Annotated in this window: 24 protein-coding genes and 1 pseudogene; 8 read left to right on the top strand and 17 right to left on the bottom strand. The window is 71.0% G+C overall.

Annotated features, from left to right (window positions below):
• Nucleotides 1–110: 110 nt before the first annotated feature.
• The 3 genes from ABZ297_RS36100 to ABZ297_RS36090 all read right to left on the bottom strand — a co-directional run bounded on the left by ABZ297_RS36100 (nucleotide 111) and on the right by ABZ297_RS36090 (nucleotide 3,508).
• Nucleotides 111–617, bottom strand: a complete 507-nt coding sequence (locus ABZ297_RS36100) for a hypothetical protein (protein ID WP_355355930.1) — start codon at nucleotides 615–617, stop codon at nucleotides 111–113.
• 159 nt (nucleotides 618–776) lie between these two features.
• A complete protein-coding gene (locus ABZ297_RS36095) occupies nucleotides 777–1,601 on the bottom strand; it encodes a hypothetical protein (protein ID WP_355355928.1) in 825 nt (274 codons plus the stop codon).
• A 71-nt stretch (nucleotides 1,602–1,672) separates the two neighbouring features.
• Nucleotides 1,673–3,508, bottom strand: coding sequence for an AMP-dependent synthetase/ligase (locus ABZ297_RS36090; RefSeq protein WP_355355926.1), 1,836 nt, complete (start codon nucleotides 3,506–3,508; stop codon nucleotides 1,673–1,675).
• 139 nt (nucleotides 3,509–3,647) lie between these two features.
• Here ABZ297_RS36090 and ABZ297_RS36085 point away from each other — a divergent pair, with 139 nt between their 5' ends.
• Together ABZ297_RS36085 and ABZ297_RS36080 are read left to right on the top strand one after the other, a co-directional pair.
• Nucleotides 3,648–5,150, top strand: a complete 1,503-nt coding sequence (locus ABZ297_RS36085; RefSeq protein ID WP_355355924.1) for an oligopeptide:H+ symporter — start codon at nucleotides 3,648–3,650, stop codon at nucleotides 5,148–5,150.
• Between the two features lie 40 nt (nucleotides 5,151–5,190).
• Nucleotides 5,191–5,805, top strand: coding sequence for a trimeric intracellular cation channel family protein (locus ABZ297_RS36080; protein ID WP_355355922.1), 615 nt, complete (start codon nucleotides 5,191–5,193; stop codon nucleotides 5,803–5,805).
• Here ABZ297_RS36080 and ABZ297_RS36075 read toward each other — a convergent pair.
• Nucleotides 5,789–7,219 (bottom strand): PLP-dependent aminotransferase family protein, encoded by a 1,431-nt coding sequence (locus ABZ297_RS36075; protein WP_355355920.1) that lies wholly within the window; start codon nucleotides 7,217–7,219, stop codon nucleotides 5,789–5,791. The two genes, ABZ297_RS36080 and ABZ297_RS36075, sit on opposite strands and share 17 nt — an antisense overlap.
• Nucleotides 7,220–7,282: 63 nt before the next feature.
• On the opposite strand from ABZ297_RS36075, the gene ABZ297_RS36070 reads away from it, so the two are divergent.
• Together ABZ297_RS36070 and ABZ297_RS36065 are read left to right on the top strand one after the other, a co-directional pair.
• The gene (locus ABZ297_RS36070) at nucleotides 7,283–7,885 is read left to right on the top strand and encodes a hypothetical protein (RefSeq protein ID WP_355355918.1); all 603 of its coding nucleotides are present in this window, start codon (nucleotides 7,283–7,285) and stop codon (nucleotides 7,883–7,885) included.
• A gap of 78 nt (nucleotides 7,886–7,963) precedes the next feature.
• Nucleotides 7,964–9,718 carry a glycoside hydrolase family 15 protein gene (locus ABZ297_RS36065; protein WP_355355916.1) on the top strand — a complete coding sequence of 585 codons (1,755 nt, stop codon included), beginning with the start codon at nucleotides 7,964–7,966 and terminating at the stop codon, nucleotides 9,716–9,718.
• Here ABZ297_RS36065 and ABZ297_RS36060 read toward each other — a convergent pair.
• Genes ABZ297_RS36060 through ABZ297_RS36050 form a run of 3 tightly spaced genes read right to left on the bottom strand, consistent with a single transcriptional unit; the run spans nucleotide 9,715 to nucleotide 12,254 of the window.
• Nucleotides 9,715–10,584: a hypothetical protein gene (locus ABZ297_RS36060; RefSeq protein ID WP_355355914.1), complete on the bottom strand. Its 870-nt coding sequence runs from the start codon at nucleotides 10,582–10,584 to the stop codon at nucleotides 9,715–9,717. The genes ABZ297_RS36065 and ABZ297_RS36060 overlap by 4 nt on opposite strands.
• Before the next feature lie 52 nt (nucleotides 10,585–10,636).
• Nucleotides 10,637–11,530 (bottom strand): LD-carboxypeptidase, encoded by an 894-nt coding sequence (locus ABZ297_RS36055; protein WP_355355912.1) that lies wholly within the window; start codon nucleotides 11,528–11,530, stop codon nucleotides 10,637–10,639.
• On the bottom strand, nucleotides 11,517–12,254 hold the full coding sequence (locus ABZ297_RS36050; RefSeq protein ID WP_355355910.1) for a Sir2 family NAD-dependent protein deacetylase: 738 nt from the start codon (nucleotides 12,252–12,254) through the stop codon (nucleotides 11,517–11,519). The genes ABZ297_RS36055 and ABZ297_RS36050 overlap by 14 nt, the downstream gene beginning before the upstream one ends.
• A gap of 30 nt (nucleotides 12,255–12,284) precedes the next feature.
• Here ABZ297_RS36050 and ABZ297_RS36045 point away from each other — a divergent pair, with 30 nt between their 5' ends.
• Nucleotides 12,285–13,169, top strand: a complete 885-nt coding sequence (locus ABZ297_RS36045) for a sulfotransferase (protein WP_355355909.1) — start codon at nucleotides 12,285–12,287, stop codon at nucleotides 13,167–13,169.
• Here the strand turns inward: ABZ297_RS36045 and ABZ297_RS36040 are convergent.
• The 5 genes from ABZ297_RS36040 to ABZ297_RS36020 form a co-directional block, all read right to left on the bottom strand.
• Entirely contained in the window at nucleotides 13,141–15,027 is a 1,887-nt protein-coding gene (locus ABZ297_RS36040) for an ABC transporter ATP-binding protein (RefSeq protein WP_355355907.1), read from the bottom strand. The genes ABZ297_RS36045 and ABZ297_RS36040 overlap by 29 nt on opposite strands.
• Before the next feature lie 86 nt (nucleotides 15,028–15,113).
• Nucleotides 15,114–15,938, bottom strand: coding sequence for an enoyl-CoA hydratase/isomerase family protein (locus ABZ297_RS36035; protein ID WP_355355905.1), 825 nt, complete (start codon nucleotides 15,936–15,938; stop codon nucleotides 15,114–15,116).
• A gap of 120 nt (nucleotides 15,939–16,058) precedes the next feature.
• Complete coding sequence (locus ABZ297_RS36030) at nucleotides 16,059–16,274, bottom strand: helix-turn-helix domain-containing protein (RefSeq protein ID WP_020547488.1); 216 nt, start codon at nucleotides 16,272–16,274, stop codon at nucleotides 16,059–16,061.
• Between the two features lie 113 nt (nucleotides 16,275–16,387).
• Entirely contained in the window at nucleotides 16,388–17,986 is a 1,599-nt protein-coding gene (locus ABZ297_RS36025; protein WP_355355903.1) for an ABC-F family ATP-binding cassette domain-containing protein, read from the bottom strand.
• 147 nt (nucleotides 17,987–18,133) lie between these two features.
• Complete coding sequence (locus ABZ297_RS36020; protein WP_355355901.1) at nucleotides 18,134–18,739, bottom strand: TetR/AcrR family transcriptional regulator; 606 nt, start codon at nucleotides 18,737–18,739, stop codon at nucleotides 18,134–18,136.
• Between the two features lie 80 nt (nucleotides 18,740–18,819).
• Between ABZ297_RS36020 and ABZ297_RS36015 the strand changes: the two genes are divergently transcribed.
• Complete coding sequence (locus tag ABZ297_RS36015) at nucleotides 18,820–19,641, top strand: NmrA family NAD(P)-binding protein (RefSeq protein ID WP_355355899.1); 822 nt, start codon at nucleotides 18,820–18,822, stop codon at nucleotides 19,639–19,641.
• Nucleotides 19,642–19,706: 65 nt separating this feature from the next.
• Here the strand turns inward: ABZ297_RS36015 and ABZ297_RS36010 are convergent, their stop codons facing one another.
• The 5 genes from ABZ297_RS36010 to ABZ297_RS35990 all read right to left on the bottom strand — a co-directional run bounded on the left by ABZ297_RS36010 (nucleotide 19,707) and on the right by ABZ297_RS35990 (nucleotide 24,681).
• Nucleotides 19,707–20,510: an LLM class flavin-dependent oxidoreductase gene (locus ABZ297_RS36010; RefSeq protein ID WP_355355897.1), complete on the bottom strand. Its 804-nt coding sequence runs from the start codon at nucleotides 20,508–20,510 to the stop codon at nucleotides 19,707–19,709.
• Nucleotides 20,511–20,768: 258 nt separating this feature from the next.
• Nucleotides 20,769–21,959, bottom strand: a complete 1,191-nt coding sequence (locus tag ABZ297_RS36005; protein ID WP_355355895.1) for a globin domain-containing protein — start codon at nucleotides 21,957–21,959, stop codon at nucleotides 20,769–20,771.
• A gap of 100 nt (nucleotides 21,960–22,059) precedes the next feature.
• Nucleotides 22,060–22,497 (bottom strand): Rrf2 family transcriptional regulator, encoded by a 438-nt coding sequence (locus tag ABZ297_RS36000; protein ID WP_355355893.1) that lies wholly within the window; start codon nucleotides 22,495–22,497, stop codon nucleotides 22,060–22,062.
• A 131-nt stretch (nucleotides 22,498–22,628) separates the two neighbouring features.
• On the bottom strand, nucleotides 22,629–23,306 hold the full coding sequence (locus ABZ297_RS35995; RefSeq protein ID WP_355355891.1) for an acVLRF1 family peptidyl-tRNA hydrolase: 678 nt from the start codon (nucleotides 23,304–23,306) through the stop codon (nucleotides 22,629–22,631).
• Between the two features lie 49 nt (nucleotides 23,307–23,355).
• Entirely contained in the window at nucleotides 23,356–24,681 is a 1,326-nt protein-coding gene (locus ABZ297_RS35990) for an erythromycin esterase family protein (RefSeq protein ID WP_355355889.1), read from the bottom strand.
• 62 nt (nucleotides 24,682–24,743) lie between these two features.
• Between ABZ297_RS35990 and ABZ297_RS35985 the strand changes: the two genes are divergently transcribed.
• Nucleotides 24,744–25,304, top strand: coding sequence for a helix-turn-helix domain-containing protein (locus ABZ297_RS35985; RefSeq protein ID WP_355355887.1), 561 nt, complete (start codon nucleotides 24,744–24,746; stop codon nucleotides 25,302–25,304).
• 226 nt (nucleotides 25,305–25,530) lie between these two features.
• Nucleotides 25,531–25,937 (top strand): annotated as a pseudogene (locus ABZ297_RS35980) (diguanylate phosphodiesterase); the annotation flags it as partial.

Below are 25,937 nucleotides of genomic sequence, written 5' to 3'. Positions count from 1 at the left end.
CTCGCGGGGCGGGGGGGGGGGGGGGGCCGCCCCGGCCGACATCTCCTGGGCCGCCCCCGCGCGGGACGCCCGGCCCCCGTGCGGGAGCCGGGCGTCCGGGGTTGTGCCGGTCAGCGACGGCCGACCACCTTGACCCAGTCCGTGGCCTCGGCGCCGTCGAGGTACCTGGCGCCTTCGAAGACGGCCTTCCAGGTGCCCGAGGTGTAGGCCGGGACCTTGGTGCGGAAGTAGCCGTCACGGCCGGTCCTGACCGTTTCCACGTAGTCCCACTTGCCGCTGCCGTCCGCCTGGAAGAGGATGACGACCCGCTTCCAGCCCAGGCGGTGCCAGGCCTCCTGCTTCTTGCAGTGGTCCGCGTGGAGGACGGAGACGAAGCCGTTGATGTAGTCCTCTTCGCACTCCACCGACAGCTTGCCCTCGAGGGTGAGCGGCCTGCCGCGCCAGACGGGGTTGGGGTCGGCCTCGAACTGCAGGCGGGTGTGGCCGCCGTCGAAGTCCGGATCGGCCGTCACCGTCGTGGCCGCCCTCGTGGCCGCCGTCGCCGGCAGGGCGGCCGTCGCCACCACCGTCGCGCCCAGGGCAGCCGCCGCCAGCCCGGCGGCGAGACGTCTCATCATGGATCTTTTTCCTTCCCCGTGTGAGACGCGCTCCAAGACGGAGCACGTCAACGCCAATGACGCGTATGGGTGAGGAAAAGTTGCCACTTAGCTGATCACAATATCGCAACACAGACTATGCGGAAGTCCATTAAAGACACCGATGGGCGACTTATTGAATTATGAGGCTATTTGTAGGGTTTTCGAGAAGTCTGGGGCGTAATGACTGGTTCCGGGGTATTGGACGCGCCAGGAGCCGCCGGTCCTGTTCGCGATCGTCTTGGTGAACGTGCCTTCCGAGGTGGTGGTCGCCGCCCCCGCCCGCTCCCAGGCGGACGCCTCGTCCTTACGCCACTGGATCTCGACCTGCTGCTCGGCGAACGGCGAGTAGTCGGTGTACCCGCGCGGGTTCACCCTGTTCAGCGAGCCCGTCAGGCGGACCGCGCGGGAGCCCGAGGCCTTGTCCGCCTGCACGGCCGACAGTTTCGTCTCCCGCCTGAGCTGGAAGGACGCGTAGCGGGTCAGCGTCTCACCGTCGGCTCCCCTGGCCGTCGCCGTGACCGTCCAGGTTCCGGCCGGGTAGTAGCGGGTCAGGGCCTTGTCGGGCAGGAAACGCCAGGTCTCCCAGCCTTCGCCGCGGGCCTCGCGACGCCCGTCCGGCCAGGACGTCATCTCCGGCACCCTCGGCTGCGGCCTCGGGGCCTGGGGCGCGGGAGGGCCGATCATGTCGGCCGCGGCGCCCGGCCCCGGATCCTGCCACTCGGACCCGATCACCGGCCCCGGCGGCGTGCCCGGCTCCACGCTGATGGTGACGCCGTTCTTGCCCCGCGCTCCCCTGGCCACCACGTCCACCAGCAGGCGGATCGAGTTGTCGGGGGTGACCACCGGTTCGGCGGGCCGCACGTTGATCTCTCGGATGGACAGCTCGGTCGCGGCGGAGGACGCCGGCACGGGCACCATGAGCGCCCCCGTCGCGAGCGAGAGGAGAAGAAGACTTCGGGTCATGGTCGCGACGCTAGGAAGCACGCGGCAATGACCAGGGTCACGACACACGCCCCGAACGGCAAAACCTTGGGTCAGTCCGCGTACAGACCGGCTATAAGGCCGGCGTACCTGGCGTGGATGACCCGCCGCTTCAGCTTCAGGCTGGGCGTCAGCTCGGACGTCTCGGCCGTCCACTCGGTGCCGAGCAGCGCCCACCGCTTCACCTGCTGCACCCGGGCGAGCTTGGCGTTGGCCGCCTCGACCGCCGCCTGAACCTCCTTGAGCACGTCCGGATGCGCGGCCAGGTCCGCCGGCGAGGTGAACGCGATGCCGCGCGCCCGCGCCCAGCCCGGCGCGGCCTCCTCGTCGAGCGTGAGGACCGCGACGGGGTAGGGCCGGTTGTCGCCGTAGGCGAGCGCCTGCCCGATGAGGACGTGCTCCTTGAGGTGGTTCTCGATCTCGGCGGGCGAGATGTTCTCCCCGCCCGCGGTGATGATCAGCTCCTTCTTGCGGTCGACGACCCGGTAGAAGCCGTCGGCGTCGACGGAGCCGATGTCGCCGGTGTGCAGCCAGCCGTCGGCGTCGATCAGCTCGGCGGTGGCCTCGGGCTTGTTCAGGTAGCCGGTGGTGTTGAGCGGGCTGCGGGTGAGGATCTCGCCGTCGTCGGCGAGCCGGACCTCGACGCCGGGCTCGGCCCTGCCGACGCTGCCCAGCCGGTAGCAGGACGGGCTGTTACCGGTGAACGCGCCGGTCGTCTCGGTCATGCCGTACACGTCGATGACCTTCAGCCCGAGCCCGGCGTAGAAGTGCCGCACCTCGTCGCTCAGTGGGGCGGCGCCGGTGGCGGTCCATTCGGCGCGGTCGAAGCCGATCAGCCCGCGGATCGCCGACAGCACCGCGGCGTCGGCCCGCTCGTAGGCGGCGGCGAGCTCGGGGGTGACGGTCCGGCCGTACTGGCCGGCCTCGACGTAGGCGGCGCCGGCCGCCATGGCCTGGCGGACGGCGTCCTGGCGCTCCTGCGGCTGGGCGGCCAGGACGGCCTGCAGGCGGGCCGCCATCTTCTCCCACACGCGCGGCACGCCGAAGAACAGCATCGGCCTGACCTGCCCGAGCGTGGCGCCCAGGTCGGCCAGGTCGGTGCAGAAGTACACGTGTGAGACCTTCACCAGCGGCAGGTAGAGGCTGAGCACCCGCTCGGCGATGTGCGCGTAGGTCAGGTAGGAGATCTGGGTGCCCTCCATGGGCAGGGAGGTCATCCGGTCGGTCGACTCGACCTCGTAAAAGACGTTGCGGTGGGTGAGCGGGACGCCCTTGGGCATGCCGGTGGTGCCCGAGGTGTACAGCACGGTGACGACGTCGTCGGGGGTGACGGCGCGCCATCGGGCCTCGACCGCGGCGGCGTCGGCGCTCAGCGAGGCGCGTCCGAGGACCAGGAAGTCCTGCCAGGTCATGAACGGCTCGCCGTCGGGGGCGCCGTCGAGCATGATGATCTTCCGCAGGCCGGGCAGCTGGTCGAGGACGGGCTGCCAGCGGGCCAGGTCCGCGGGCCCGCCCAGGACGGCGAACCTGGCGCCGACGTCGGCGGCGACGAAGGCGATCTGGTCGGGCGCGAACGTGGAGTACACGGTGCAGCCGACGCCGCCCGCGTGCACGGCCCCGAGGTCGGCCAGCACATGCTCGCTCCTGTTGACCATCATCAGGGCCACCGGCTCGCCGGGGCCCAGCCCGAGAGCGGCGAATCCGGCCGCGATCTCCAGCACCCGCTGCCGCGCCTCGCCGTAGGTCAGCGTGGTCCAGCCGCCGGGCGCGGGATCGGAGTAGGCCGGAGACCCCGGGTGCTCTTCGGCGAGCCACCTGAGCTGCTCGCACACGGTACGGCCGGAGATCAGGCCGGAGATCTCGGCACGGACTTCGAGGACATCGGCCACGGCACCCGCCTCCAGTCGGCATTCACGTGTGGCACGCATCGCACCACACGACCGGGGTAGCGACAAGGCCCAACCGGGAAAGCGCGGATGCCGTCACCTAGAGTGGTCGACCACCCGCGAAGCGTGTCGGGGGGCGCGGATGAGCAACGGCGAAAGGACGTTCTTCGGGCATCCGTGGGGCCTGGCGACACTGTTCGGCACCGAGATGTGGGAGCGCTTCAGCTGGTACGGCCTGCGCGCCATCCTCGCCACGTTCATGGCGGCCTCCCCCGCCAACCACGGCCTGGGCCTGAGCGAGCAGACCGCGACGGCCGTGGTCGGCCTCTACGGCGCGCTGATCTACCTGGCGGCGCTGCCGGGCGGCTGGATCGCGGACCGCTTCCTCGGCCCGCGCAGGTCGGTGCTGCTGGGCGGGTCCGTCATCATGTGCGGCCACATCAGCATGGCCATCCCCGTCACCGGATCGTTCCTGATCTGGCTGGGCCTGCTGCTCATCATCTCCGGCACCGGGCTGCTCAAGCCGAACATCGGGGTCATGGTCGGCAAGCTCTACAGCGAAGAGGAGGACGGCCGCAGGGACGCCGGCTTCTCGGTGTTCTACCTCGCGATCAACCTTGGCGCGTTCTTCGCCCCGATCGTGGTCGGCTGGCTGGCCACGGGCAACCGCTGGCACCTGGCCTTCGGCGCCGCCGCGGTGGGCATGGCGCTGGGCCTGCTCGCGTACGTCCTGGGCCGGGGCTCGCTCAGGGGCGTCGGCGACCAGCCCGGCCTGCCGCTGACCCCCTCCGAACGCCGTCACGCCGTACGGATCATCCCGCTGGCGGTGCTCGCGGCCGTGCTGGCGATGGCCGCCTGGGCGGCGTCGGGGACGCTCACACTCGACAGGTTCGCGCTGGCGGTGACCGCCCTCATCCTGGCGGTGCCGGTGGTCTACTTCAGCTACATCCTGTTCGGCAGCCACGACCTGTCGGAGGACGAGCGGTCGCGGATGAAGGCCTACATCTGGCTGTTCGTGGCCGCCGCGATCTTCTGGACGGTCTACGACCTGGCGCCCAGCAAGCTGCTGTTCTTCGCCCAGAAGAACACCGACCTGATGCTGTTCGGCGTGCACATCCAGGCGGCGACCACGCAGGCGTTCAACCCGCTGTTCATCATGATCTTCGTGCCGGTGTTCGCCGCGCTCTGGACGAAGCTGGGCACGCGCGTGAGCACCCCGCAGAAGTTCGCGTTCGCGCTGGTCACGGTGGGGTTGAGCTTCGTGGTGATGGCGGTGGCGGCGAGACTGGCCGAGAGCGGCAAGGTGTCGGTGTGGTGGCTGGTGCTGGTCTACCTCATCCAGGTCTTCGGCGAGCTGTCGCTCAGCCCGGTCGGGCTCTCGGTCACCTCGAAACTCGGGCCGCGGGCGTTCAAGGGGCAGATGCTGGGCATCTGGTTCATCTCGATCTCGGTGGGCGACGCGGTCGGCGGCCAGACCGGGCGGCTCAGCGCCGTCGTCTCCGAACCCGCGTACTACCTGGTCCTGGCCCTGGTCGCGATCGTCGCCGGGTTGGTCCTGTTCCTGTTCACCCGCAGGCTGCGGCGCCTGATGGCCGAGCACCATCCCGATTCCGTGCCACCCGATTCCGTGCCGCCCGTGCCGTGAACGCCATCCGGCAAAGAGCCATCCGGTAAAAATGGCGAACGTGTCAGAACTTCTCGACCTTGTCGGAATCTTCGTCTTCGCTCTGTCCGGCGCGCTGATGGGCGTGCGCAAGCGACTCGACGTGGTCGGGATGGGGGTGCTCGCCGAGTTCACCGCGCTGGGCGGCGGCGTGGTCCGCGACCTGATCCTGAACGTCCGCCCGGCTGCCTTCCAGAGCCTGGGCTACGTGCTGGTGCCGCTGGTGGCCACGATCATCGTGTTCTTCTGGCACCCGCACGTGGCCAAGGGGATGCCCGTCATCCTGGTGCTGGACGCCGCGGGCCTCGGCCTGTTCTGCGCGGTCGGCACCGAGAAGGCGCTCGACTACGGCCTGAGCCCGCTGCACGCCGCCCTGCTGGGCGTCACCACGGCCGTCGGGGGCGGCATGCTGCGGGACGTGCTGGCCGGCGAGATCCCGGCGCTGCTGTACGACCGGCAGTTGTACGCGGTGCCCGCGATGCTCGGCTCGCTGGTGATGGCCGGGCTCTACCTGGCCGACCTGCACGGCTGGCCGGCCACCCTGGCCTCGGCGGTGCTGGCCTTCGGGTTGCGGGCCGCGGCGATGCGCTTCGGCTGGCGGGCCCCGCTGGCCAGGGGCGTCACACCATGGGAATGAGCGTGTCGGGAACGCGCCTGGCGCCGACGGGCCCGCGCTCGTGGGCGACGGCGAGCCTGCCGGCGGCCTCGGTGAGCGTCTGGGGCGGCAGCGTGTACGGCAGCCGCACGTAGCCGTCCAGGGTGCCTTCGAGCCCGAACCAGGGGCCGGGCGCGAGCCGTACCCCGTGGCAGGCCGCGGCCTCGGCGAGCGTGGTGGCGCAGCCCCTGTCGAGGCGCACCCACAGCGTGCCGCCGCCGCGCGGGACGGTGAAGCTCCACTCGGGCAGCCGTTCGCGCAGCCCCGTGACCAGCGCGTCGCGGGAGGCGCTCAGCGTGCGGCGGCGCTCGGCCCTGGTCTCCTCCAGGCGGTCGAACAGCCGGGCCACCACGAGCTGCTCCAGCACCGGGCTGGCGATGTCCACGGTCGCGCGGTGCACGGCCAGGCGACGGGCGAGCGCGGCCGTGGCGCGGATCCAGCCGATGCGCAGGCCGCCCCACCAGAGCTTCGAGGCCGAGCCGATGGTGATCACCCGGCTGTCGGTGTCGAACGCGGCCATCGGCGCCGTCCTCGGCACGTCGTCCAGGGCCAGTTCCGACCAGGTCTCGTCGATGACGAGGGTGGTGTCGAACCGCCTCGCGGCGCCGACCAGGGCGGCCCTGGTGGCGTCGTCCATGAGCGCGCCCGTCGGGTTGTGGAAGTCGGGCATCAGGTAGGCGACGCGGGCGGCCGACTGGCGCAGGGCGCAGGTGACCAGGTCCACCTGCCAGCCCTCGTGCGAGATGCCGACGGGCACCAGCCTGGCGCCCCGGTTGCGGGCCACGTCGATGGCGTGCGGGTAGGTGGGCGACTCGATCACCACCGGGTCGCCGGGGCCGACGAGCAGGCCGCCGACGAGCTGGATGGCGTGCTGGGAGCCGGTGGTGACGAGGATCTGCTCCGGCCTGGTGGCCAGGCCGCGGGCGGTGTAGCGGGCGGCGATGCGCTCTCTGAGCTGCGGCAGGCCCATCGGGTCGTAGCCGTTGCCCATGCCGTACCTCGGCAGGTCCTCGACCGCCTCGGCCATCGCCTCGCGCAGCGCGGCGGGGGCGGCGGGGGCCGCGCAGTGCAGCTGGATCATCCCGTCGCCGTCGGTGGACAGCCACGGGTTCTCGGCGGCGAAGGCCGGGTCGGGCAGCGTCGTCCAGCTTCCCGAGCCCTGCCTGCTCTCCAGGTAGCCCTCCTCGCGCAGCAGGTCGTAGGCGGAGGTGACGGTGGTGCGGCTGACGTTCAGCGCGGCCGCCAGGTGCCGCTCGGCGGGCATCCGCACCCGGACGGGCAGCTGACCGTCCAGGACGAGCGCGCGCACCGAGGCCGCCAGCGCCCGGTAGTACGGTCGCGTGCCCGGGTCGACGTCGACCAGCCGCGCCACCTGGGACGCCGACAGATACCGCATGAGGCCACTTTTCACGATTGGCCCTGTTTTGGCAAACAGTTGGCCTGCCATTCTGTGACCACTATGAGCGAAGCGACCGTCCCTGCCCTCGGCCCCCTGCCCGCCCGCCTCGCCCGCCTCTACGGCGGCCTGGCGCTCTACGGCACGGGCATCGCCCTCCAGATCGAGTCGGGGCTGGGCAACTCCCCCTGGGACGCCTTCCACCAGGGCGTGGCCCTCAAGACGGGCCTGTCGATCGGCGCCGTCATCATCGTGGTCGGCGCGCTGGTCATGCTGCTGTGGATCCCGCTGCGGCAGCGGCCGGGATTCGGCACGATCAGCAACGTGATCTTCGTCGGGCTGTTCACCGACGCCGCCCTCTACCTGCTGCCTACCCCCGGGCACTGGACGCTGGGCTGGCTCTACCTGGCGCTCGGCGTGCTGTCGATCGCGCTGGCCACGGTCCTGTACATCAGCGCGCGCATGGGCACGGGGCCGCGCGACGGGATCATGACCGGGCTGATGCGGATGGGGCTGTCGGTGCGGCTGGCCCGCTTCCTCATCGAGATCGGCGTGCTGGCGGTCGGCTGGCTGCTCGGCGGCACCGTCGGCGTCGGCACCCTGGTGTTCGCGCTGGCCATCGGCCCGCTGACCCAGCTGTTCACCCGCTGGTTCCCCCTGACGTGATCACGCGGCCGGATCCGACATGACGCGACGTGATCGGACCTGGCCGCGTGATCGCCCTGTCGCGGTACCGTCGAGGGCATGCGGATCGAGGACTATGCGCTCATCGGGGACATGCAGTCTGCCGCCCTGGTCGCCAGAGACGGCTCCATCGACTGGCTCTGCCTGCCCAGGTTCGACTCGCCCGCCTGCTTCGCCGCGCTGCTCGGCAGCGAGCGAAACGGCCACTGGTGGCTCGGCCCCACCGGCAGGCAGCCCGCCACCCGCCGCCGCTACCGGCCCGACACGCTCATCCTGGAGAGCGAGTGGGACACCCCCACCGGCACCCTGCGCGTGATCGACTTCATGCCGCCACGCGACGTCAACCCCGACGTGGTGCGCATCGTGGAGGGCGTCTCCGGCACGGTCGAGGTCTCCACCACCCTGAGGGTCCGCTTCGACTACGGCCGCATCGTCCCCTGGGTGCGGCGCACCGACGGGCACCTGCAGGCCATCGGAGGGCCCGACTCGGCCTGGATGCACTCCCCCGTCCCGCTCAAGGGAGGCGACTACGCCCACCGCGCGACCTTCCACGTCAAGGAGGGCGAGCGGCTGTCGTTCGTGTTCACCTGGCACCCGTCCCACGAGCCGATGCCGGCGCAGATCCACTGCGAGAACCAGCTCGAGGAGACCGAGGCGATGTGGGCCGACTGGGTCGCCCGGTGCACCTACGAGGGGCCGTACCGCGAGGCCGTGGTCCGCTCCCTGATCACGCTCAAGGCGCTCACCTACGCCCCCACCGGCGGCATCGTGGCGGCTCCCACGACCTCCCTGCCCGAGGACCTGGGAGGCGTGCGCAACTGGGATTACCGCTACTGCTGGCTGCGTGACGCGACGATGACCCTCGACGCGCTGATCGGCTCCGGCTACCTCGACGAGGCGGCGGCCTGGCGCGCCTGGCTGCTGCGCGCGATCGCGGGCAGGCCCCAGGACCTGCAGATCATGTACGGCGTCGCGGGCGAGCGGCGGCTGACCGAGCTCCAGCTCGGCTGGCTCGACGGCTACGAGGACTCGCGCCCCGTCAGGATCGGCAACCAGGCGGTCAACCAGCTCCAGCTCGACGTCTACGGCGAGGTGATGAACTGCCTCTACGCGTCCAGGGCGATGGGGCTGCCGCCCGACGACCGGGCCTGGTCGATCCAGCGCGAGCTGCTCGACTACGTGGAGGACCACTGGCACGAGCCCGACGAGGGCCTGTGGGAGGTGCGCGGCCCGCGCAGGCACTTCACCCACTCCAAGATGATGTGCTGGGTGGCCCTGGACCGCGCCGTGAGGTACGTGCAGGAGTTCGGCCGCACCGGCCCGGTCGACCGGTGGCTGGCGCTGCGCGACACCATTCACGCCGAGATCTGCGACAAGGGCTACGACCCCCGCCGCAACACCTTCACCCAGTCCTACGGGTCCGCCGAGCTGGACGCGTCGCTGCTGATGATGCCGAGCGTGGGCTTCCTGCCCCCTGACGACCCCCGGGTGAGGGGGACGGTGGCGGCGATCGAGAAGGAGCTGATGTCCGACGGCTTCGTGCTGCGCTACCCGGTGGCCGCCGACAACGACGTCGACGGGCTGCCGGGCGGCGAGGGCGCGTTCCTGGCGTGCAGCTTCTGGCTGGTCGAGGTGCTGGCCAAGCAGGGCCGCAAGGAGGAGGCCACGCAGCTGTTCGAGCGGCTGCTCGCGCTGCGCAACGACGTGGGGCTGCTGGCCGAGGAGTTCGACCCGCGCTACGGCAGGCAGGTCGGCAACTTCCCGCAGGCGTTCTCGCACGTGCCGCTCATCCTCGCGGCCCGGGCTCTGTCCTAGACGGCCAGGCGGGCCAGGACTCTGGCGAACTCGGGCGGCGGCGCCACGACGAGCCGGGTCTGGCCCGCCTTCAGCACGATGTCGGCCCTGATGAGGGTCAGGCGGCCCTGGTGCCACCAGTACACCTGGGGGCTGAGCCCGTCGGTGCGGGCGGCGTGCACGCGCAGCCGTTCGAGCGCCCTGACCACGCCGATGCCGTCGACCGGGTGCACGATCAGCGTGTAGGGGTCGGGCAGCACCACGAGGACGCCGTCGGCCGGCACCGTCAGGTACTCCCCGAGCCAGCGCAGGTGCGTGGCGGCCGACGGGGTGTGACCGGTCAGGCGGGTGACGGGGGTGCCCGACAGCTCGATCGTCTCGACCGACAGCGGCTCGTCGCTCCGGACGTTGGCGACGGCCTGCTCCAGCGCCTCCGCCGACGGCACCGGCCAGCACCCGGCCTCCTCCGGACGCACCAGCCGGGAGCCGGACGTCAGCAGCTCCACCAGGTCGGCGTTGAGGTGACGCCCCACGACCCTGGTCAGGTCGGGCACCTCGTCGACCGCTTCGATCCGGGTGCGCAGCAGCGGCCCGGCCTGGGCCAGGTCGCAGACGTCGAACTGCTCGTCGGCGGTGGCCACGGCGTGCGCGAGGTGCTCGGAGACCAGCATCGGCCAGTCCTCCCTGGCCCTGCGCCCGGCCTCGCGGCGCAGCCCGGTGAGCATGACGCGGATCTGCCGGCCGCCGCCGAGCGTCAGGGAGGCGCCGTCGGGGGCGAAGGAGCAGCTGTGCCCGAGGGACTCGGCGACGAGCGCGAGAAGCGAGTCGAGGTCGACGTCCTCGATCGGCCTGCGTGAGGGTTCCCGGTCACGCTTGAACAAGTTCACGCGCCGCGTCCCTTCTGCCAGTTTTGTCCGATTCGTCCCTGTCCGTCTGTCTCTACCTTGCCTGCTGCTCGTCGCGGAACTGACCAGACAGCGAGCACGATTCGGTATCGATAACCCCAAGAGCCCCAAGCCACACGCTCAGCTGCGGGGTGCCGTGACCGACCGGCAGGCCCGCCAGGATCGGCACGCCGAGCGGCAGCAGCCGGTCGCGCAGCACCGGGTAGGGGTCGCCGCAGTCGACCCACGAGCCGAGCGCGATGCCGCGCACCCCGGTGAAGGCGCCCGCCTGCAGCAGCTGGGTGAGCATGCGGTCGATCCGGTACGGCTCCTCGCCGATGTCCTCGAGCAGGACGATCTTCCCGTCGAACGACGGGTGGTGGCGGGTGCCGCACATCGAGGCGAGCAACGACAGGTTACCGCCGGTCAGCACCCCCTCGGCCGTGCCCGGTGACAGCACGCGCTCTCCGGGGACCGGCTGCGGCGTGCCGAACAGGGCCGCCTGGAAGTGCTCCCAGCCGCGCGGCTCGGGCCCCTGCCCGCCGGCCATCTCGTCGCAGGCGGGCATCGGCCCGTGCAGGGTCGGCACGCCAAGCTCGATCCCGAACGTGTGGTGCAGCGCCGTGATGTCGCTGGAGCCCAGCAGCACCTTCGGCCCCGCCGCGCGCATGGCGTCCCAGTCGAGCAGGTCGAGCAGCCTGGCCGCGCCGTACCCGCCCCTGGAGCAGAACACCGCGGAGACGTCCGGATCGCACCAGGCGGCCTGCAGGTCTGCGGCGCGGGCGGCGTCGGAGCCCGCCAGGTAGTCGAGCTCCTGCCGGTCGAGCGCGTGCGGGCCGAGCACCACCTTCAGCCCGAGCCCCTCCAGGCGCTCGGCTCCGCGCCTGAGCCGGTCGGGGTCGGGCGTGCCTGACGGCGAGACGATCGCGACGGTGTCACCTGGCTGCATCGATCAACTCCTTGACGAGCGTGGGAAGAGCCTCGCCGATCGGCTCGTTGATCACCTGGTCGGCGAAGGGGTCGTAGGGCGTTGGCTGGGCGTTGATTATCACCAGCCGGGCTCCGGTGTCGAGCGCCTCGCCGCACAGGCTCGCGGCGGGATGGACGGTCAGCGAGGTGCCGACGGCCAGGAACAGCGCGCAGGAGCGGGCCGCGTCGAGCGCGGCCTCCAGGACGTCCGGCCTGAGCGACTGGCCGAAGGAGATCGTGTTGGCCTTCTGGACGCCGCCGCAGCGCGGGCAGGGCGGGTCGTCCTCGCCGGCGGCCACCCGGTCGAGCACCTCTCGCATCGGCGTGATCAGGTCGCAGGAGACGCACTCGACACGGAAGAGCGTGCCGTGGATCTCGATGACCTTCTCCGGAGCCGAGCCGGCGCGCTGGTGCAGCCCGTCGACGTTCTGCGTGACGAGGGCCCCCAGCAGCCCGGCGCGCTCCAGCTCGACCAGGGCGCGGTGCCCGGCGTTGGGCTCGGCGTTCCAGGCCGGGTGGTCGCGCCTGGCCAGCCACGACCTGCGCCTGACGTCCGGGTCGGCCAGGTAGCTCTCCAGCGTGACGAGGGCCTGGGCGGCGGGGTTCCTGGTCCACACGCCCTGCGGCCCGCGGAAGTCGGGAATCCCGGAGTCAGTGGAGATGCCCGCGCCTGTGAGCACCGTCACCACGGATGGCTCGTTCACCTGGCAAACGGTGTCACACTTGCATGCGGTATGCGACTTCCGCCCCACATCCTCGTGGTCAACGGCATCAAGGTCCGCCGGCCGGTCTTCCTGCTCGGAGCACCGCATTCAGGCGCGGACCTGCTCGGCCGCGCCCTGAAACGGTCCCCCGGCTTCCACGTGACGATGGGCCGCGCGTGCGTGGCGCACGTGGTGTACGCCTTCGCCCGCAAGCCGTCGATCGGCCGCACCACCGGGGCGACCCGGGTGCTGCGCGACGCGCTGTCGGAGTCGTGGCAGGTGCTGCCCGGCTCGTGCGGGCAGTGCGCCGAGTCGTGCAGGGAGGCGGGCGGCGTCACCGCCGCCGGCCCCTGCGTGGCCACCGGCGAGGTGACCCGGTTCGGCGACGCCAGCCCCGACCTGCTCTACAGCGCCCAGGTGCTGCTGCAGGCCTTCCCCGACGCCCGGTTCGTGCAGCTCATCCGCGACGGCCGCGACGTGACCGCGGACATGCTCGCCGACCCGGCGTGCCTGGCCTGGTTCAAGCCGGGGATGCTGGCCGAGCAGACCGAGCTCCCCAACGCGTTCCTGGGCGTCAACCGCGACGAGCACCGCGACAGGTGGAAGGGCATGCCGGTCGCGGGCAAGTGCGCCCTGCGCTGGCGCAGCGCCGTGCGCCTCAGCGCCACCCTGCGCAAGGACCTGCCGGACGACCAGCTCCTCACCCTGCGCTACGAGGACCTGGTGCTGCGGCCCGCCCAGTCGGTGGCGACGCTGACGGAGTTCCTGGAGACCCGCGTCTCCAAGGTCGCCCTGTACGGCAGGAGCGCCGCCGAGGTCGGCTCCTGGCGCACCCGGTTGCGCCCCGGCGACCTCCAGCTCGTGGAGAAGGTCGCCAGGGAGGAGCTCAACCGGCTGGGCTACCTGAAGAGCTGAACTGGGTGCGGTACAGCTCGGCGTACAGGCCGCTGCGCGCCAGCAGCTCGTCGTGGCCGCCGCGCTCGGCGATGCGGCCGTCCTGCACGACGAGGATCTCGTCGGCCTCCCTGATCGTCGACAGCCGGTGCGCGATGACCAGCGAGGTACGCCCCTGCAGCGCCGTCTTCAGCGCCTGCTGCACCGCCGCCTCCGACTCCGAGTCGAGGTGCGCGGTGGCCTCGTCCAGGACGACCACGCGCGGCGCCTTCAGCAGCAGCCTGGCCAGGGCGAGACGCTGCTTCTCACCGCCTGACAGCCGGTAGCCGCGGTCGCCGACCACGGTGTCGAGCCCTTCGGGCAGCGCCTCGACGAGCTCGCCGATCTGCGCGGCCCTGAGAGCCTCCCAGACCTCATCGTCGGTGGCCCCCGGCCTTGCGTAGCGGAGGTTCGCCCCGATCGTGTCATGGAAGAGATGAGCGTCCTGCATGACCACGCCCACGGTGTCGCGGAGCGAGGCGAGGGTGGCCTCGCGCACGTCGAGCCCGTTGATCCGCACCGCGCCCTCGTTGACGTCGTAGAGCCGCGAGACCAGCGAGGTGATCGTGGTCTTGCCCGCGCCCGAGTGGCCGACCAGCGCGATGAGCTGGCCGGGCTTGGCGGTGAACGAGACGCCCTTGAGCACCGGGTGCGAGGGGCCGGTGTCCTGCCTGGCCACCGACTCCAGCGAGGCCAGCGACACCTCCTCGGCCGCCGGATAGCGGAAGCGGACGTCGTCGAACTCGATCGTCACCGGCCCGTCGGGGACCGGCTCGGCGTCCGGCCGCTCCGACACCATCGGCCGCAGGTCGAGGATCTCGAAGACGCGGTCGAAGCTGACCAGCGCGGTCATCACGTCCACGTGCACGTTCGACAGGGACGTGAGCGGGCCGTACAGCCGCATCAGCAGCGCGGCCAGCGCCACCAGCGTGCCCAGCTCGAAAACGCCGCCCACGGCCAGCACACCGCCGATGCCGTACACCAGGGCGGTGGCCAGCGCCGCGACCAGCCCGAGCGCCACCCTGAACACCGTGCCGTACATGCCGACCGTGACGCCCACGTCGCGCACCCTGGCGGCGCGCCTGCCGAACACCTCGGCGTCGTCCTCCGGCCTGCCGTACAGCTTGGCGACCATCGCGCCCGCCACGTTGAACCGCTCGGTGGTGACCGAGCTCATCTCGGCGTCGAGCTGCATCTGCTCGCGGGTGAGCGCCGACATCCGCCGACCCACCCACTTGGCCGGGACGATGAAGATCGGCAACAGCACCAGCGCGACCAGTGTCACCTGCCACGACAGCGCGAGCATCGCGCCCAGCACCAGCACCAGGCTGACCACGTTCGCCACCACCGACGACAGCGTGCTGGTCAGCGCCCGCTGCGCGCCGATCACGTCGCTGTTGAGCCTGCTGACCAGCGCGCCGGTCTGCGCCCGCATGAAGAAGGCGACCGGCATGCGCTGGACGTGGTCGAACACCTCGGTGCGCAGGTCGTAGATCAGCCCCTCGCCGATGCGCGCGGAGAACCACCGCTGCATCAGCGTGAGCCCGGCGTCGAGCAGCGCGAGCGCGCCGATCGCCAGCGCCAGCCCGACCACGACGCCGGCGCGGCGGGGCAGGATGCCGTCGTCGATGATCGCCTTCATCAGCAGCGGATTGGCGATCACGATGACCGCGCCCGCCACCACGAGCAGCAGGAACGCCGTGATCTGCCTGGTGTACGGCCTGGCGTAACGCGCGATGCGCCTGACCGTGCCGGGTGCCAGCCGCTGTTTGGTCACCGAGCCGTCGCGCCGCAACGACGTCCACACGTGGGGGCCGAAGCCCCCTCCCATCATCGCCATTCGGGGTCCTCCCCCGGTATGAGCGTCGCGAGGCCGCCGGACGATTCCCCGTCAGCTCCCCGTCAGCTCAGCGCGTAAAACCGTTCTCAACGGAATAGCGCCCTGAGCCGCTTGGCCTGTTCCGCTCCTTCTGCCGCACTCTGCTCCTCCAGGGTGCGCCCCCTCGCGCCCTGGAGCAGTCGCTTGGTAGCCGCCGCCGCGTCCCTGTTGGTCGACAGCAACTCCGCGATCTTGTCTTGCACGGCTTTCGCCAGGTCGCTCTTGGCGACCATTTTCTCGGCGAGGCCGATGCGCATGGCCTCGTCGGCCTCCACGGTACGGGCTGTCAGGCAGATGTCGATCGCCTTGGCCAGTCCGACCAGCTCGACCAGCGGCTTGGTTCCCGTCAGGTCGGGCACCAGCCCCAGGGCCGGCTCTTTCATACAGAACTTGACGTCATTCGTGATGATTCTCAGGTCGCAGGCCAGTGCGAGCTGGAATCCTGCGCCGATCGCGTGCCCCTGTACGGCCGCGATGGAGACGATCTCCGGTCGACGCAACCACAGAAACCCTTGCTGGGCCTGTCGTAGCCGCTCCTCGAAGGCCGGGCCGTCGAGTGCGGCGGCCGAGCTGAACGAGCCCTGCCCGGGCACTCCTTCTGGTGTGAACATCCGCAGGTCGATCCCTGCCGAGAAGGACGGTCCCTCACCTTTCACGACGACGACACGTACCTGCTCCGGCAGGTTGCCGCCGATGTCGGCCAGTGCCGACCAGGTGGCGAACGTCTGGGCGTTTCGCTTGTCCGGCCGGTTCAGCGTGATCGTCGCGATCTCACCGTCCACCTCGTAGCGCAGGCCGATCTCTGCCAGTGCTTCGGCTGAGACGTCCTCCGCGTTCCCCCCGCGCTGTTGTGGCGCCGCCGCTCCCGCCATCGCTCACTCCCTTGTAGCTGCCCGTCGTGCCCGAGCCTACAGAATATGATTCTGGCCGGCTCGGGCGCGACGGTGGCTGACTGGGACGAGCGGCTGCGGTCGCACGTTCCGAGGCGGCCGTCAGCGCTTGGACTTGCCTCGGGTAGCCCCCCCGCGCCCGCGCAGAGTCACACCGGACTCGCTCAGGATGCGGTGGATGAACCCGTAGGACCGACCGGTCGAAGCCGCCAGGGCGCGGATGCTCTCGCCCGCGGCATAGCGCTTCTTGAGATCACCGGCCAGCTTCTCCCGGTCGGCCCCGGTGACCCGGGTGCCCTTCTTCAATGTCTCGGCCACGAGTACCTCCTGTAGTGCCGGACTTCCGCAGCGTTACTCCGCCATGATCAGTCATTTCAGCGGGATCGGCTACCTACTCCACGGGAAAAGATCCGTACCCACTCAAATTAAGATCAGGCAAGTGCCACCAGATCGGAAAATTCATCGCTCCAAGCGTCTTCAGTTCCGTCTGGCAGCAAGATCACCCTATCCGGTGAAAGGGCGTCAACGGCACCCTCGTCATGCGTAACCAGGACGATTGCTCCTGAATAGGACCTCAGAGCGCCGAGGACCTGCTCGCGACTGACCGGGTCGAGGTTGTTCGTGGGCTCGTCGAGCAGCAGGACGTTGGCGCTTGACAGCACCAGCATGGCGAGCGCGAGCCGGGTCTTCTCGCCACCCGACAGGACTCCGGCGGGCTTGTCGACGTCGTCGCCGGTGAACAGGAACGAGCCGAGCACCTTGCGCAACTCGGTGTCGGTGAACGTGCCGCCCGCCGACTGCATGTTCTCCAGGAGGGTGCGGCCGCTGTCGAGGGTCTCGTGCTCCTGGGCGTAGTAGCCGATCTTCAGGCCGTGACCGGGCTTGATCATGCCGGTGTCGGGCGTCTCGATCCCGCCGAGCAGTCGCAGCAGCGTGGTCTTGCCGGCGCCGTTGAGCCCTAGGATGACAACCCGGTGACCTCGGTCGATGGCCACGCTGACGTCCGTGAACACCTCCAGCGACCCGTATGACTTGGACAGGTCTTCGGCCGTCAGCGGGGTGCGGCCGCACGGCTGCGGCTCGGGGAAGCGCAGCTTGGCGACCTTGTCGCTCTGGCGCTCCTCCTCGGTTCCGGCGAGCAGGCGGTTGGCGCGGCGCATCATGTCCTGGGCGGCCTTGGCCTTGGTGGCCTTGGCGCGCATCTTGTCGGCCTGGGCCAGCAGCGCGCCCGCCTGCTTCTCGGCGTTGGCGCGCTCGCGCTTCCTGCGCTTCTCGTCGGTCTCGCGCTGGGCGAGGTAGGCCTTCCAGCCGACGTTGTAGTGATCGATCACGCTGCGGTTGGCGTCGAGGTGCAGGACCTTGTTGACCGTGGCTTCAAGAAGACCGACATCGTGACTGATGATCACCAAGCCGCCCTGATGCGATCGCAAAAAATCACGAAGCCACCCGATTGAGTCCGCATCTAGGTGGTTTGTCGGCTCGTCAAGTAGGAGAGTTTCCGCACCGCTGAAAAGAATGCGCGCCAATTCGACGCGCCTGCGCTGCCCGCCGGAAAGCGTTTCCAGCGGCTGGCCGAGCACCCGGTCGGGCAGGCCGAGGCTGGAGGAGATCGACGCGGCCTCGGATTCGGCCGCGTAGCCGCCGAGGACGTGCATCTGGTCTTCCAGGCGACCGTACTGCCTGACCGCCTTCTCCCGGGTGCGCTCGTCGGCGGACGACATGCCGAGTTCGGCCTCGCGCAGCTTGCGCAGCACCTCATCCAGGCCCCTGGCCGACAGGATGCGGTCGCGGGCCAGCACCTGCAGGTCGCCGGTGCGCGGGTCCTGCGGCAGGTAGCCGACGTTGCCCGAGGTGGTGACGGTGCCCGCGGCGGGCAGGCCCTCGCCCGCCAGCACCTTGGTCAGCGTGGTCTTCCCCGCGCCGTTGCGGCCGACGAGACCGATCTTGTCGCCCGGGTTGACCCTGAAGGACGACTTCTCGATGAGCAGCCGCGCGCCCGCGCGCAGCTCGATGTCACTGGCGATGATCATGATTGGACGAACACTCCCGGGCTAGGAAACGAGGGTTGGGGCGTGCTTGCGCCGGTCAATCGGGAGTGTGCATACAGATCAGTGTATGGCCCCAGGCGGGAGCCCCACCTCAGGTCAGCCCTCGGGCAGTACGACTTTTGAATCGACTCAAACGCGAGGGGCGTCCTCTGCCGGGTCACCGGGCAGCCGGGTGGCGGCGCTCGCCTGCATGCCGTCGAGCATCAGGTGCAGGAAGCGCACCGGCTGGGCGGCCACGTGCGCGGGCAGATCCGCGGGATGACAGACGAAGAGGTTCATCAGCGACACCACGTCCTCGGTGTCGACGTCGGCGCGCATCCCGCCTTCGGCCTGGGCCCTGCGCACCAGCTCGTCGAGCCCTTCCAGCCAGCGCCTGCGCGTGACGGCGAACTCGGCCATGTCCAGGAACGTCTCGTCGGGCAGCTCGGCGAGCGCGGTGGCGAGCGCGGCCCTGCCAGGGTTCACGGCCCACAGGACGAAGCCGCGCAGCCCGCTCCAGGCGTCGGGCGCGTTCTCCGCGGCCTCACGCAGCGCCTCGGCCAGGGAGTGGACGTAGTGCTCGCCGATGGCCGCGATCAGCGCGTTGCGGTCGGGGAAGCGGCGGTAGAGGGTGCCGACGCCGACGCCCGCGCGGCGGGCGATCGCCTCCATGGGCACTCCGACGCCGCGCTCGGCCATGACGGCGGCAGCCGCTTCGACGATCTTGTCCAGATTCCGCCTGGCATCCGCGCGCACGTACGACTCCAAAGTGGACGAACAGATTCCGGTTAGTGTACCGTCCAGCCAACCGGAATCCGAGCTTCCGCTTAGGAGACATGATGATCGTGGTAACCGGCGCCACCGGCTCGATCGGCAGGGCGCTCATCGACACGCTGCGCGGCGAGGAGGTCGTGGCCGTGGTGCGCCGCCCCGTGGACCTCGGCTGCGAGTACGTCCTGGGAGACTTCGACCAGCCGGAGACGATCGGGAAGGTGCTGTCGGCCGGCGACCGGCTGTTCCTCAACAGCTCCCTCTGGCCCGGGGTCGTCGCCGCCCAGCAGGCCGTCATCGACCTGGCGCGGGAGGCGGGGGTGGCGCAGGTGGTGTCGGTCTCGGTGCGCGACGCCCGGCCGGGCGCGCCGCTCGGCGGCGGCCTCCACGGCGAGATCGACGCCCACCTCCGGCGCTCCGGCCTGCCCTGGTCGATCCTGGAGCCGACCGGATTCATGCAGAACCTGCTCGCCGACGTACGCGAGGGCCGCTTCTACGGCGCGTACGGCTCCGCCAGGGTGAACTACATCGACACCAGGGACATCGCGGACGTCGCCGCGGCCCTCCTGACACGTCCGGTCGGCGCGGACGCGACCTACGTGCTCACCGGCCCCGAGTCCACGACGCACGCCGAGATCGCCGCCGCCATCACCGCGGCCCTCGGCCGGGAGGTCTCGTACGTCGACCTGCCGATCCCCGAGATGGCGGCCCACGCGGAACGCAGGGGCTTCCCCGGGCCCACCGCCCTCGAGTTCGCCACCCTCATGGCGGAGATGGGGGACGCGCGCTGGTCGAGCCTCACCTCGACGGTCGAGGACGTCACCGGCCGTCCACCGCGCACCCTCGCCACCTTCCTCGCCGACCACGCCGCCGCCTTCCACCCCTAGGTGCGGCTGCGGGGGTGTCGTAGGTCGCCTTTGCGGTCATGGAGCCTTCGCCCCGGCCATACCTGTCAGGTACCGGCGAGGAGCTCCACGACCGGGGCGAACTGCTCGATGAACTGCGCGCTGACCGAGACGTAGGAGATGCCGAGCCGGTCCCTGCGGGCGCGCAGCGTGTTCGCCATCTCCTCGACGGTGCCGGTGAGGATGCCGTAGCCGCCCTTCGCCACGACCTCGCGCGGGTCGGCGCCGAGCTGCCGGGACAGCCAGGCAGGCAGTTCGTCGCCCACGGCCGCCAGGTTCGTGTTGATCTCCAGCTGGTCGAAGCGGTCGCCGGCCAGCTCGTGGAGCTCGTCCAGCTTGGCCGCGAGATCGTCCTCGGTCGCGGTGGCGGGCAGGCCGAGCGCGACGATGTCGGCCCTCTTCGCGGCCAGCCGCAGCAGCCTGGTGCCTGCGGCGGCGATGAGGACGGGCATGTCCTTGACCGCGTCGACGGTCTGCGCGACGCGGTCGATCCGCTGCGCGGGCGTGCCGAACTCGCTGCCGAGCGCGGCCGTCTCCTGCTCCGCGCCCGGACGGCCGGCGCCCAGCCCGAGCTCGAACCGGCCGCCGGAGAGTTCGTGCAGCGTCGTCGCCTCCCACGCCACCATGGCGGGCGTCCGGTAGGGGGAACTGGCCACGTACGTGCCGACGTGCAGGGTCGTCGTCACCGCGGCGGCGGCCGCCGTGGCGGCGAACGGGGAGAAGGTGTTGAGCGTGTCGGGGACCAGCAGGGTCGCGTAGCCCAGCTCTTCCGCGCGGCGGGCCAGGCCGGTCCAGGCCGCCGCGGTGGGAGCGCGACCTGCGACGGTGCCGAATCTGAACGGGTGCGTCATGCCTTCACCCTTCCGCGAACCGGCCGCCGCGGCATCGTCTGCGGGTACGGTGATCTCCTACCGCGGTCGGCGCAGGAGCGCCGCGCCCGGCTACTCCCCCGGCGGTACGCGGCCCCAGCCCCAGACAAGCCGTTCGTGCCGCCTCACCGCCGTACAGGGATCCTTGTCGTACTTGGCACATGCGTGAGCTCGCGCCGCGACAGCTGGAGAGCGGACCGCGCGCCGTGCTGTTAGTCGCTGGAGGAAGGCGTTCGGGGGTCAGGCCGCGGCGATCCACAGGTCGGGGCCGAAGACCTCGTAGTGGATGTCGCGGGGCGCGACGCCCGCGCCGATGAGCTGGGCGCGGAGATCGCGCATGAACGGCAGCGGCCCGCACATGTAGACGACGGCCCCCTCGGGGAGCTCGACGTCGGTCAGGTCCATCCGGCCGGTACGGGCGTAGCCGCAGTCGCCCTGCTCGTACCAGAAGATGCGCTCGGCCTCGGGCAGCGTGTCGGCGAGGCGCTCCATGTCCCTCCGGAGCGGGTGGCCGGTCTCGGACCGGTCGGCGTGCAGGAGCAGGACCCGCCGGGTGGCGCCGCTGCCGGCGAGGTGCTGGAGCATCGCGGTGATCGGGGTGCAGCCGATGCCGGCGGAGACGAGGACGAGCGGGGCGTCGCCGTCGTCGAGCGTCAGGTCGCCGTACGGTGCCGACAGGGTGAGCTCGTGGCCCTCCTTGACGGTGGCGTGCAGCAAGGTGGACACCTCGCCCTCGAGGGTGTCACCGCCACGGATCCGCTTGACCGTGATGCGGCGCATGCCGTCCTCGCCGAAGCCGGAGAGGGTGTATTGGCGCAGCTGGTGCACTCCGTCGGGCATCCGCACTCGGACGCTGACGTACTGGCCGGGCCGAGCGGGCAGGACGGGCTCGTCACCGAGCGGACGGAGCACTAGGGACATGGCGTCGGGTGTCTCCTCGTGCCGCTCGACGACCTGCCACTGCCGCCAGCGGTGGCCGTCCTGGGCGCCGGCCGCCGCGTAGATACGGGCCTCCATGGCGATCAGGGCGCCGGCCATCAGCCAGTAGACCTCGTCCCAGGCGGCGGCGACCTCGGGGGTGACGGCGGCACCGAGCACCTCGGCGATGGCGCCGAAGAGGTACTTGTGGACGATGACGTACTGGTCGTCGGTTACGCCGACTGCCGCGTGCTTGTGCGCGATCCGGGAAAGCAGGGCGTCCGGGCGCTCGTCGGGGTGCTCGAGCAGCATGCCGGCGAAGGCGGCGATGGAGCCGGCCAGCGCCCGGCGCTGCTCGCCGTTGCGCTGGTTGCCCCGGTTGAACAGGCCATCGAGCAGTTCGGGACGCTCGGCGAACATCGTCTCGTAGAACCTCGCGGTGATCGTGTCGAGCGACTCTCCGACGACGGGGAGGGTGGCGCGGATGACCTCCGCGGTTTCCACGGACAGCATGTGAACCTCCTGGTGCAGGGCAGCGCAGAGTCGGCCCCAAAAGAAATTGGAATCTCAAATACATATTAAGAGCCGCACCTGAGGCCCCTCTGCCGGGGGGCTACTCGGGGGAGGGCAGGGACAGCAGTGCCGGTCCGGTCGGCGAGGCCACCAGCGAGGCGATCGTCACGGTGTCGAGCGATGCGTAGAAGGCCTCCTGCGCCTGGCGGAGGGCCGCCCGCAGACGGCAGGCCGCGCGCAACGGGCAGGGCGGATCGTCCTCACAGCCGACCACGTCCCCGGCGACCTCCAGGCTGCGGACGACCTCACCGACGGACGCTGCACGGCCTCGTTCGGTGAGCTGGAGGCCGCCGCCTCGGCCGCGCCTGGCCTCCACCAGGCCCAGTTCGCTCAGGCGCGCCACCGCCTTGGCGGCATGGGAGTACGGCACCGCCACCATGTCGGCCACCACGCGGGTGGTCAGAAGCTCGTCCCGATGCGCCACGGCCAGCCGCATCACGATACGCAGCGAGATGTCGGTGAAGGCAGTCAGACGCATGTCATAACGGTAGGTGCTGTTGGACACCGGTCGCGAGCTCGCGACATGCCTGAAGAGGTGTCCAGGCGGTGGCTCTCGAACTCCAGGCGGATGAGCCGGCGCACGCCACCGAGGCGCCGGCCTGACACAGCTCAGCTCGTCGAGGAGGGCGGATCCACCACCCGGATCCGGACCGCCCGGAACTGCTTCGGCGCCTCCTTCAGGACCGCCAGCTTCGGGTCCGGCACGACCAGGAACGGCTCCGCCTCCAGGGCCAGCAGCGGCGCCATCCGGTGGTCGGCGCGCAGCGCGTCCACCGCCCTGCGGTCGCCGCCGAACACGACGGCGTCCAGGCCGGCGTCCGGGTCGGCGAGGTGCGGCGACAGCACGCGCAGCGCAGTCTCCGCCGCCGCCTCGAACGCCTGGCCCGCCTGGTTCTGCCTGCGCCTGGCGAAACGCTGCTGGGACCAGCCGCCCGCCGCCGTCCGCCCCTGCACCAGCCGGGACCCGACCTTGGACGCCACCAGCCCGTCCCCCTCGAACACCCCGGCCGCGTACCCGCCGAGCCGCACCAGGACGACTCCCACGCGCCGTTCGGCGGCGGCGTGCGCGACGAGCCGGGTGACGTGCGGCGGTCCGGGCTTCATCGGCGGAAACGGCACGTGCAGCTCCGCCACCGCCCCGTCGGCGGCCACCAGCCGCACGACGCGGGAGTCACCGGACGCCTCGAACGGGCCGTGCCGCCCGGCGAAACCGTCGATCCACGGATGGACCCTCTCGGGCACCACCGACACCCACCGCCCGCCCCCTTTGGCGGGTCGCCCACTCATGCGGGAAGGCTAACCCACCCCCGATCCGGCCCGGTCGAGCGCACCGGCATCACGTCGGCTGCCACTGCGAGAACGGCTCCCGCACGTCGTGGGGCGAGTGCGCGAGGGCGGCGGGGTCGGGATCAGCCGCCGTGACGTACGGGAGGTGGACGACGAGGTCGAAGGCGTCGAGCGGGCTCTGCTCGGCGTAGTAGGCGCCGACTCCGGCACGCTGCCGGGAGGCGGCCCGGACGGTCGTGGCGTCGGCCGGCGACAGCCGCCGCAGGTCGGTCGCGAAGGGTCCGTCGTGGCTCGCGGCCATGAGCGCCTCGAGGCTGCCGGGCTCGGGCTCCTCCATGGCCGTGAAGAGTTCGCCGGTGTAGAAGCCGGCCCCTGTGTTGAGGATTTGACCGGTCCCCGAGGTCGTGCCGATGACGAGATAGTCGCCGCCCAGCCGGTCGGCGAGGTGCATGCCCATCGAGGTCATCGCGGGCATGCCGGGGAGGGTGACGGGCCGGCGTTGGATGTGGCCGTTGTGTGCGGCGAGGACGATCCGGCCTTCCCTGCGCAGGATCCACTCGACGGTGTCCGCGATCTCGGCGTCGCGGGTGACCATCGCCGCCGGGTGGTCGCCGCGGGCCAGCTCCCGGACGACGGCGTCGAGGGTGACCGTGACGCGCAGCGAACGGAGCGCGCGCTCGTAGGCCTCTGCGGTGGTCCGCCGAACGTAGTCCAGGCGCCGGCTCGTCAGGCGCGCGGTGAGACCGGCGAGGCCCGCCGTGAACGCGTCCTTGGCCTCGGGTGCGAGGTTCCCGTACGCGGCGAGGGCCGCGGGCGCGGAGAACGCGGACGGCGCCGCGAAGGCGGAGGCCGTCTCCCGGATGCCCGGGTCGACCCGGAAGCCGGGATCGGCCTCGGCGAGGTAGGCGAGCACGGCGTCCAGACCGGGCAGCGGGGACACCATCGAGCCGGGCAGGTCGATCCCGTAGAACCCGGCAGGGTGCGCGGCGGTGCGGTTGTGCTCCCGCATCCACTCCAGCTGGGCGCCCATCTGCGTCCACAGCCCCATCAGCGACGTCATGCCGTTCGCCATGACCCGGCCGAGGTCGTCCTCGCCGCCTCGGACCCAGTTGTCGACCTGCCGCCCTTCGACGAAGCCGGTCTCCATCGCGTAGGCGCTGAACCCGTGCCGCTCGACCAGGTAGCGCAGCAGACGGTGGCGGAGTTGGAAGAACTCGCGGTTGTAGTGCGCGCTCTCACCGATCGCCACCACTCGCGCGTCGCCGATCGCCTGGTCCAGCCAGGCGAGGTCGTCGAGTGGCCCGGTCGGATCGAGCGTGCGCAGCGGCATCACTGCCTCGTCGCTCAGCCGGACCGTCGGAGTTTTGCCGGTCATCTCAAGACCTCCGTTTGCTTTCCCAATTTTGGGGACGGTACCAGATATGGGAATGTATGGGGATGGACACCCTCGAACTGCTCCTGCACCCGGTCCGGCTGCGCATCGTCCACGCCATGTCCGGCGGGCACACCCGCACCACGTCCGACCTGTGCGCCGGCCTGCCCGACGTCCCCAAGACCACCGTGTACCGGCACGTCGCCCTGCTGGCCGAGGCGGGAGTGCTCGAGGTCGCCGACGAACAGCGCGTCCACGGCGCCGTCGAACGCCACTACCGGCTACGCCGCGAGCGGACGATGATCGACGCCGACGCGGCCGCGTCGATGTCCCTGGACGACCACCGCAGCGGGTTCGCCGCGGCCATGGCCGCCCTGCACGCGGAGTTCAACGCCTACCTCGACCGGGACGGAGCCGACCCCACCGCCGACTCCGTCGGCTACCGGCAGGGCACCGTCTGGCTCAGCCCCGAGGAACTCGCCGAGATGGTCGAGGTGCTGCGCGACGTGGTCGTGTCCAGGTCGCGCAACAGACCCGCGCCGGGCCGCAGCCCCCACCTGCTGAGCGTGATCCTCTTCCCGGCGGACCAGGCCGGGCCCGACCCGCAGGCCGGCCACCGCCCGTGAACCCGCGCACGGCCGCTCCCGTGCGGAACCTCCACCAGCGAGTCCGGACACGGCGACGCCGCACCGGTAACGGCCGCGCCCGCGCACCCCGCCCGCGTGGTCCTCGACTGCGACCAGGCGGCTGCCCGCATTCCCCACCTGCGGAGTGGAAAATTGGGCGGGAAATGTCGGTGAACTTCGTTTCGCAGGCCTTCTACCGAGGCCGGAACGCCCCCATCATCGCAACGTGTCCCTCACCGGTCCCGTAGTGGATCTCGACACGGGAGCCGTCATCGCCCGCCCCGCCATCGTGGACTCCTCCGGCTACCTCCGCGCGGCGCCGCTGCCGATGGTGCTGGACCTGCCCGTCCACGTGGTGCTGTCCGGCGCCGGCGCGCTGGCGCCGCTGCACGAGGCGCTCAGGAGGTCGGCCAGGCATCCGCGCGAGGCCATCCTGCTGCTGACGGGCCCGTTCGGGCAGGCCGACCGCCCGATGATCAAGGTGCAGCTCGACGGGCTGCGCAATCTGGGCTACCTGCTGGGGTTCGCCGGGCTGGGAGCGGAGAGCGTGCCGCTGGACGTGATCGCGGACGCCGCACCGTACCTCCTCGCCCTCGCGCCCGAGGTGGTCGCGCGGTTCCCGCGCGACCACCG

The sequence above is a fragment of the Nonomuraea sp. NPDC005983 genome (genome assembly GCF_040614375.1).
Taxonomy (GTDB): domain Bacteria; phylum Actinomycetota; class Actinomycetes; order Streptosporangiales; family Streptosporangiaceae; genus Nonomuraea.
This window is presented reverse-complemented; position numbering and strand designations above follow the sequence as displayed.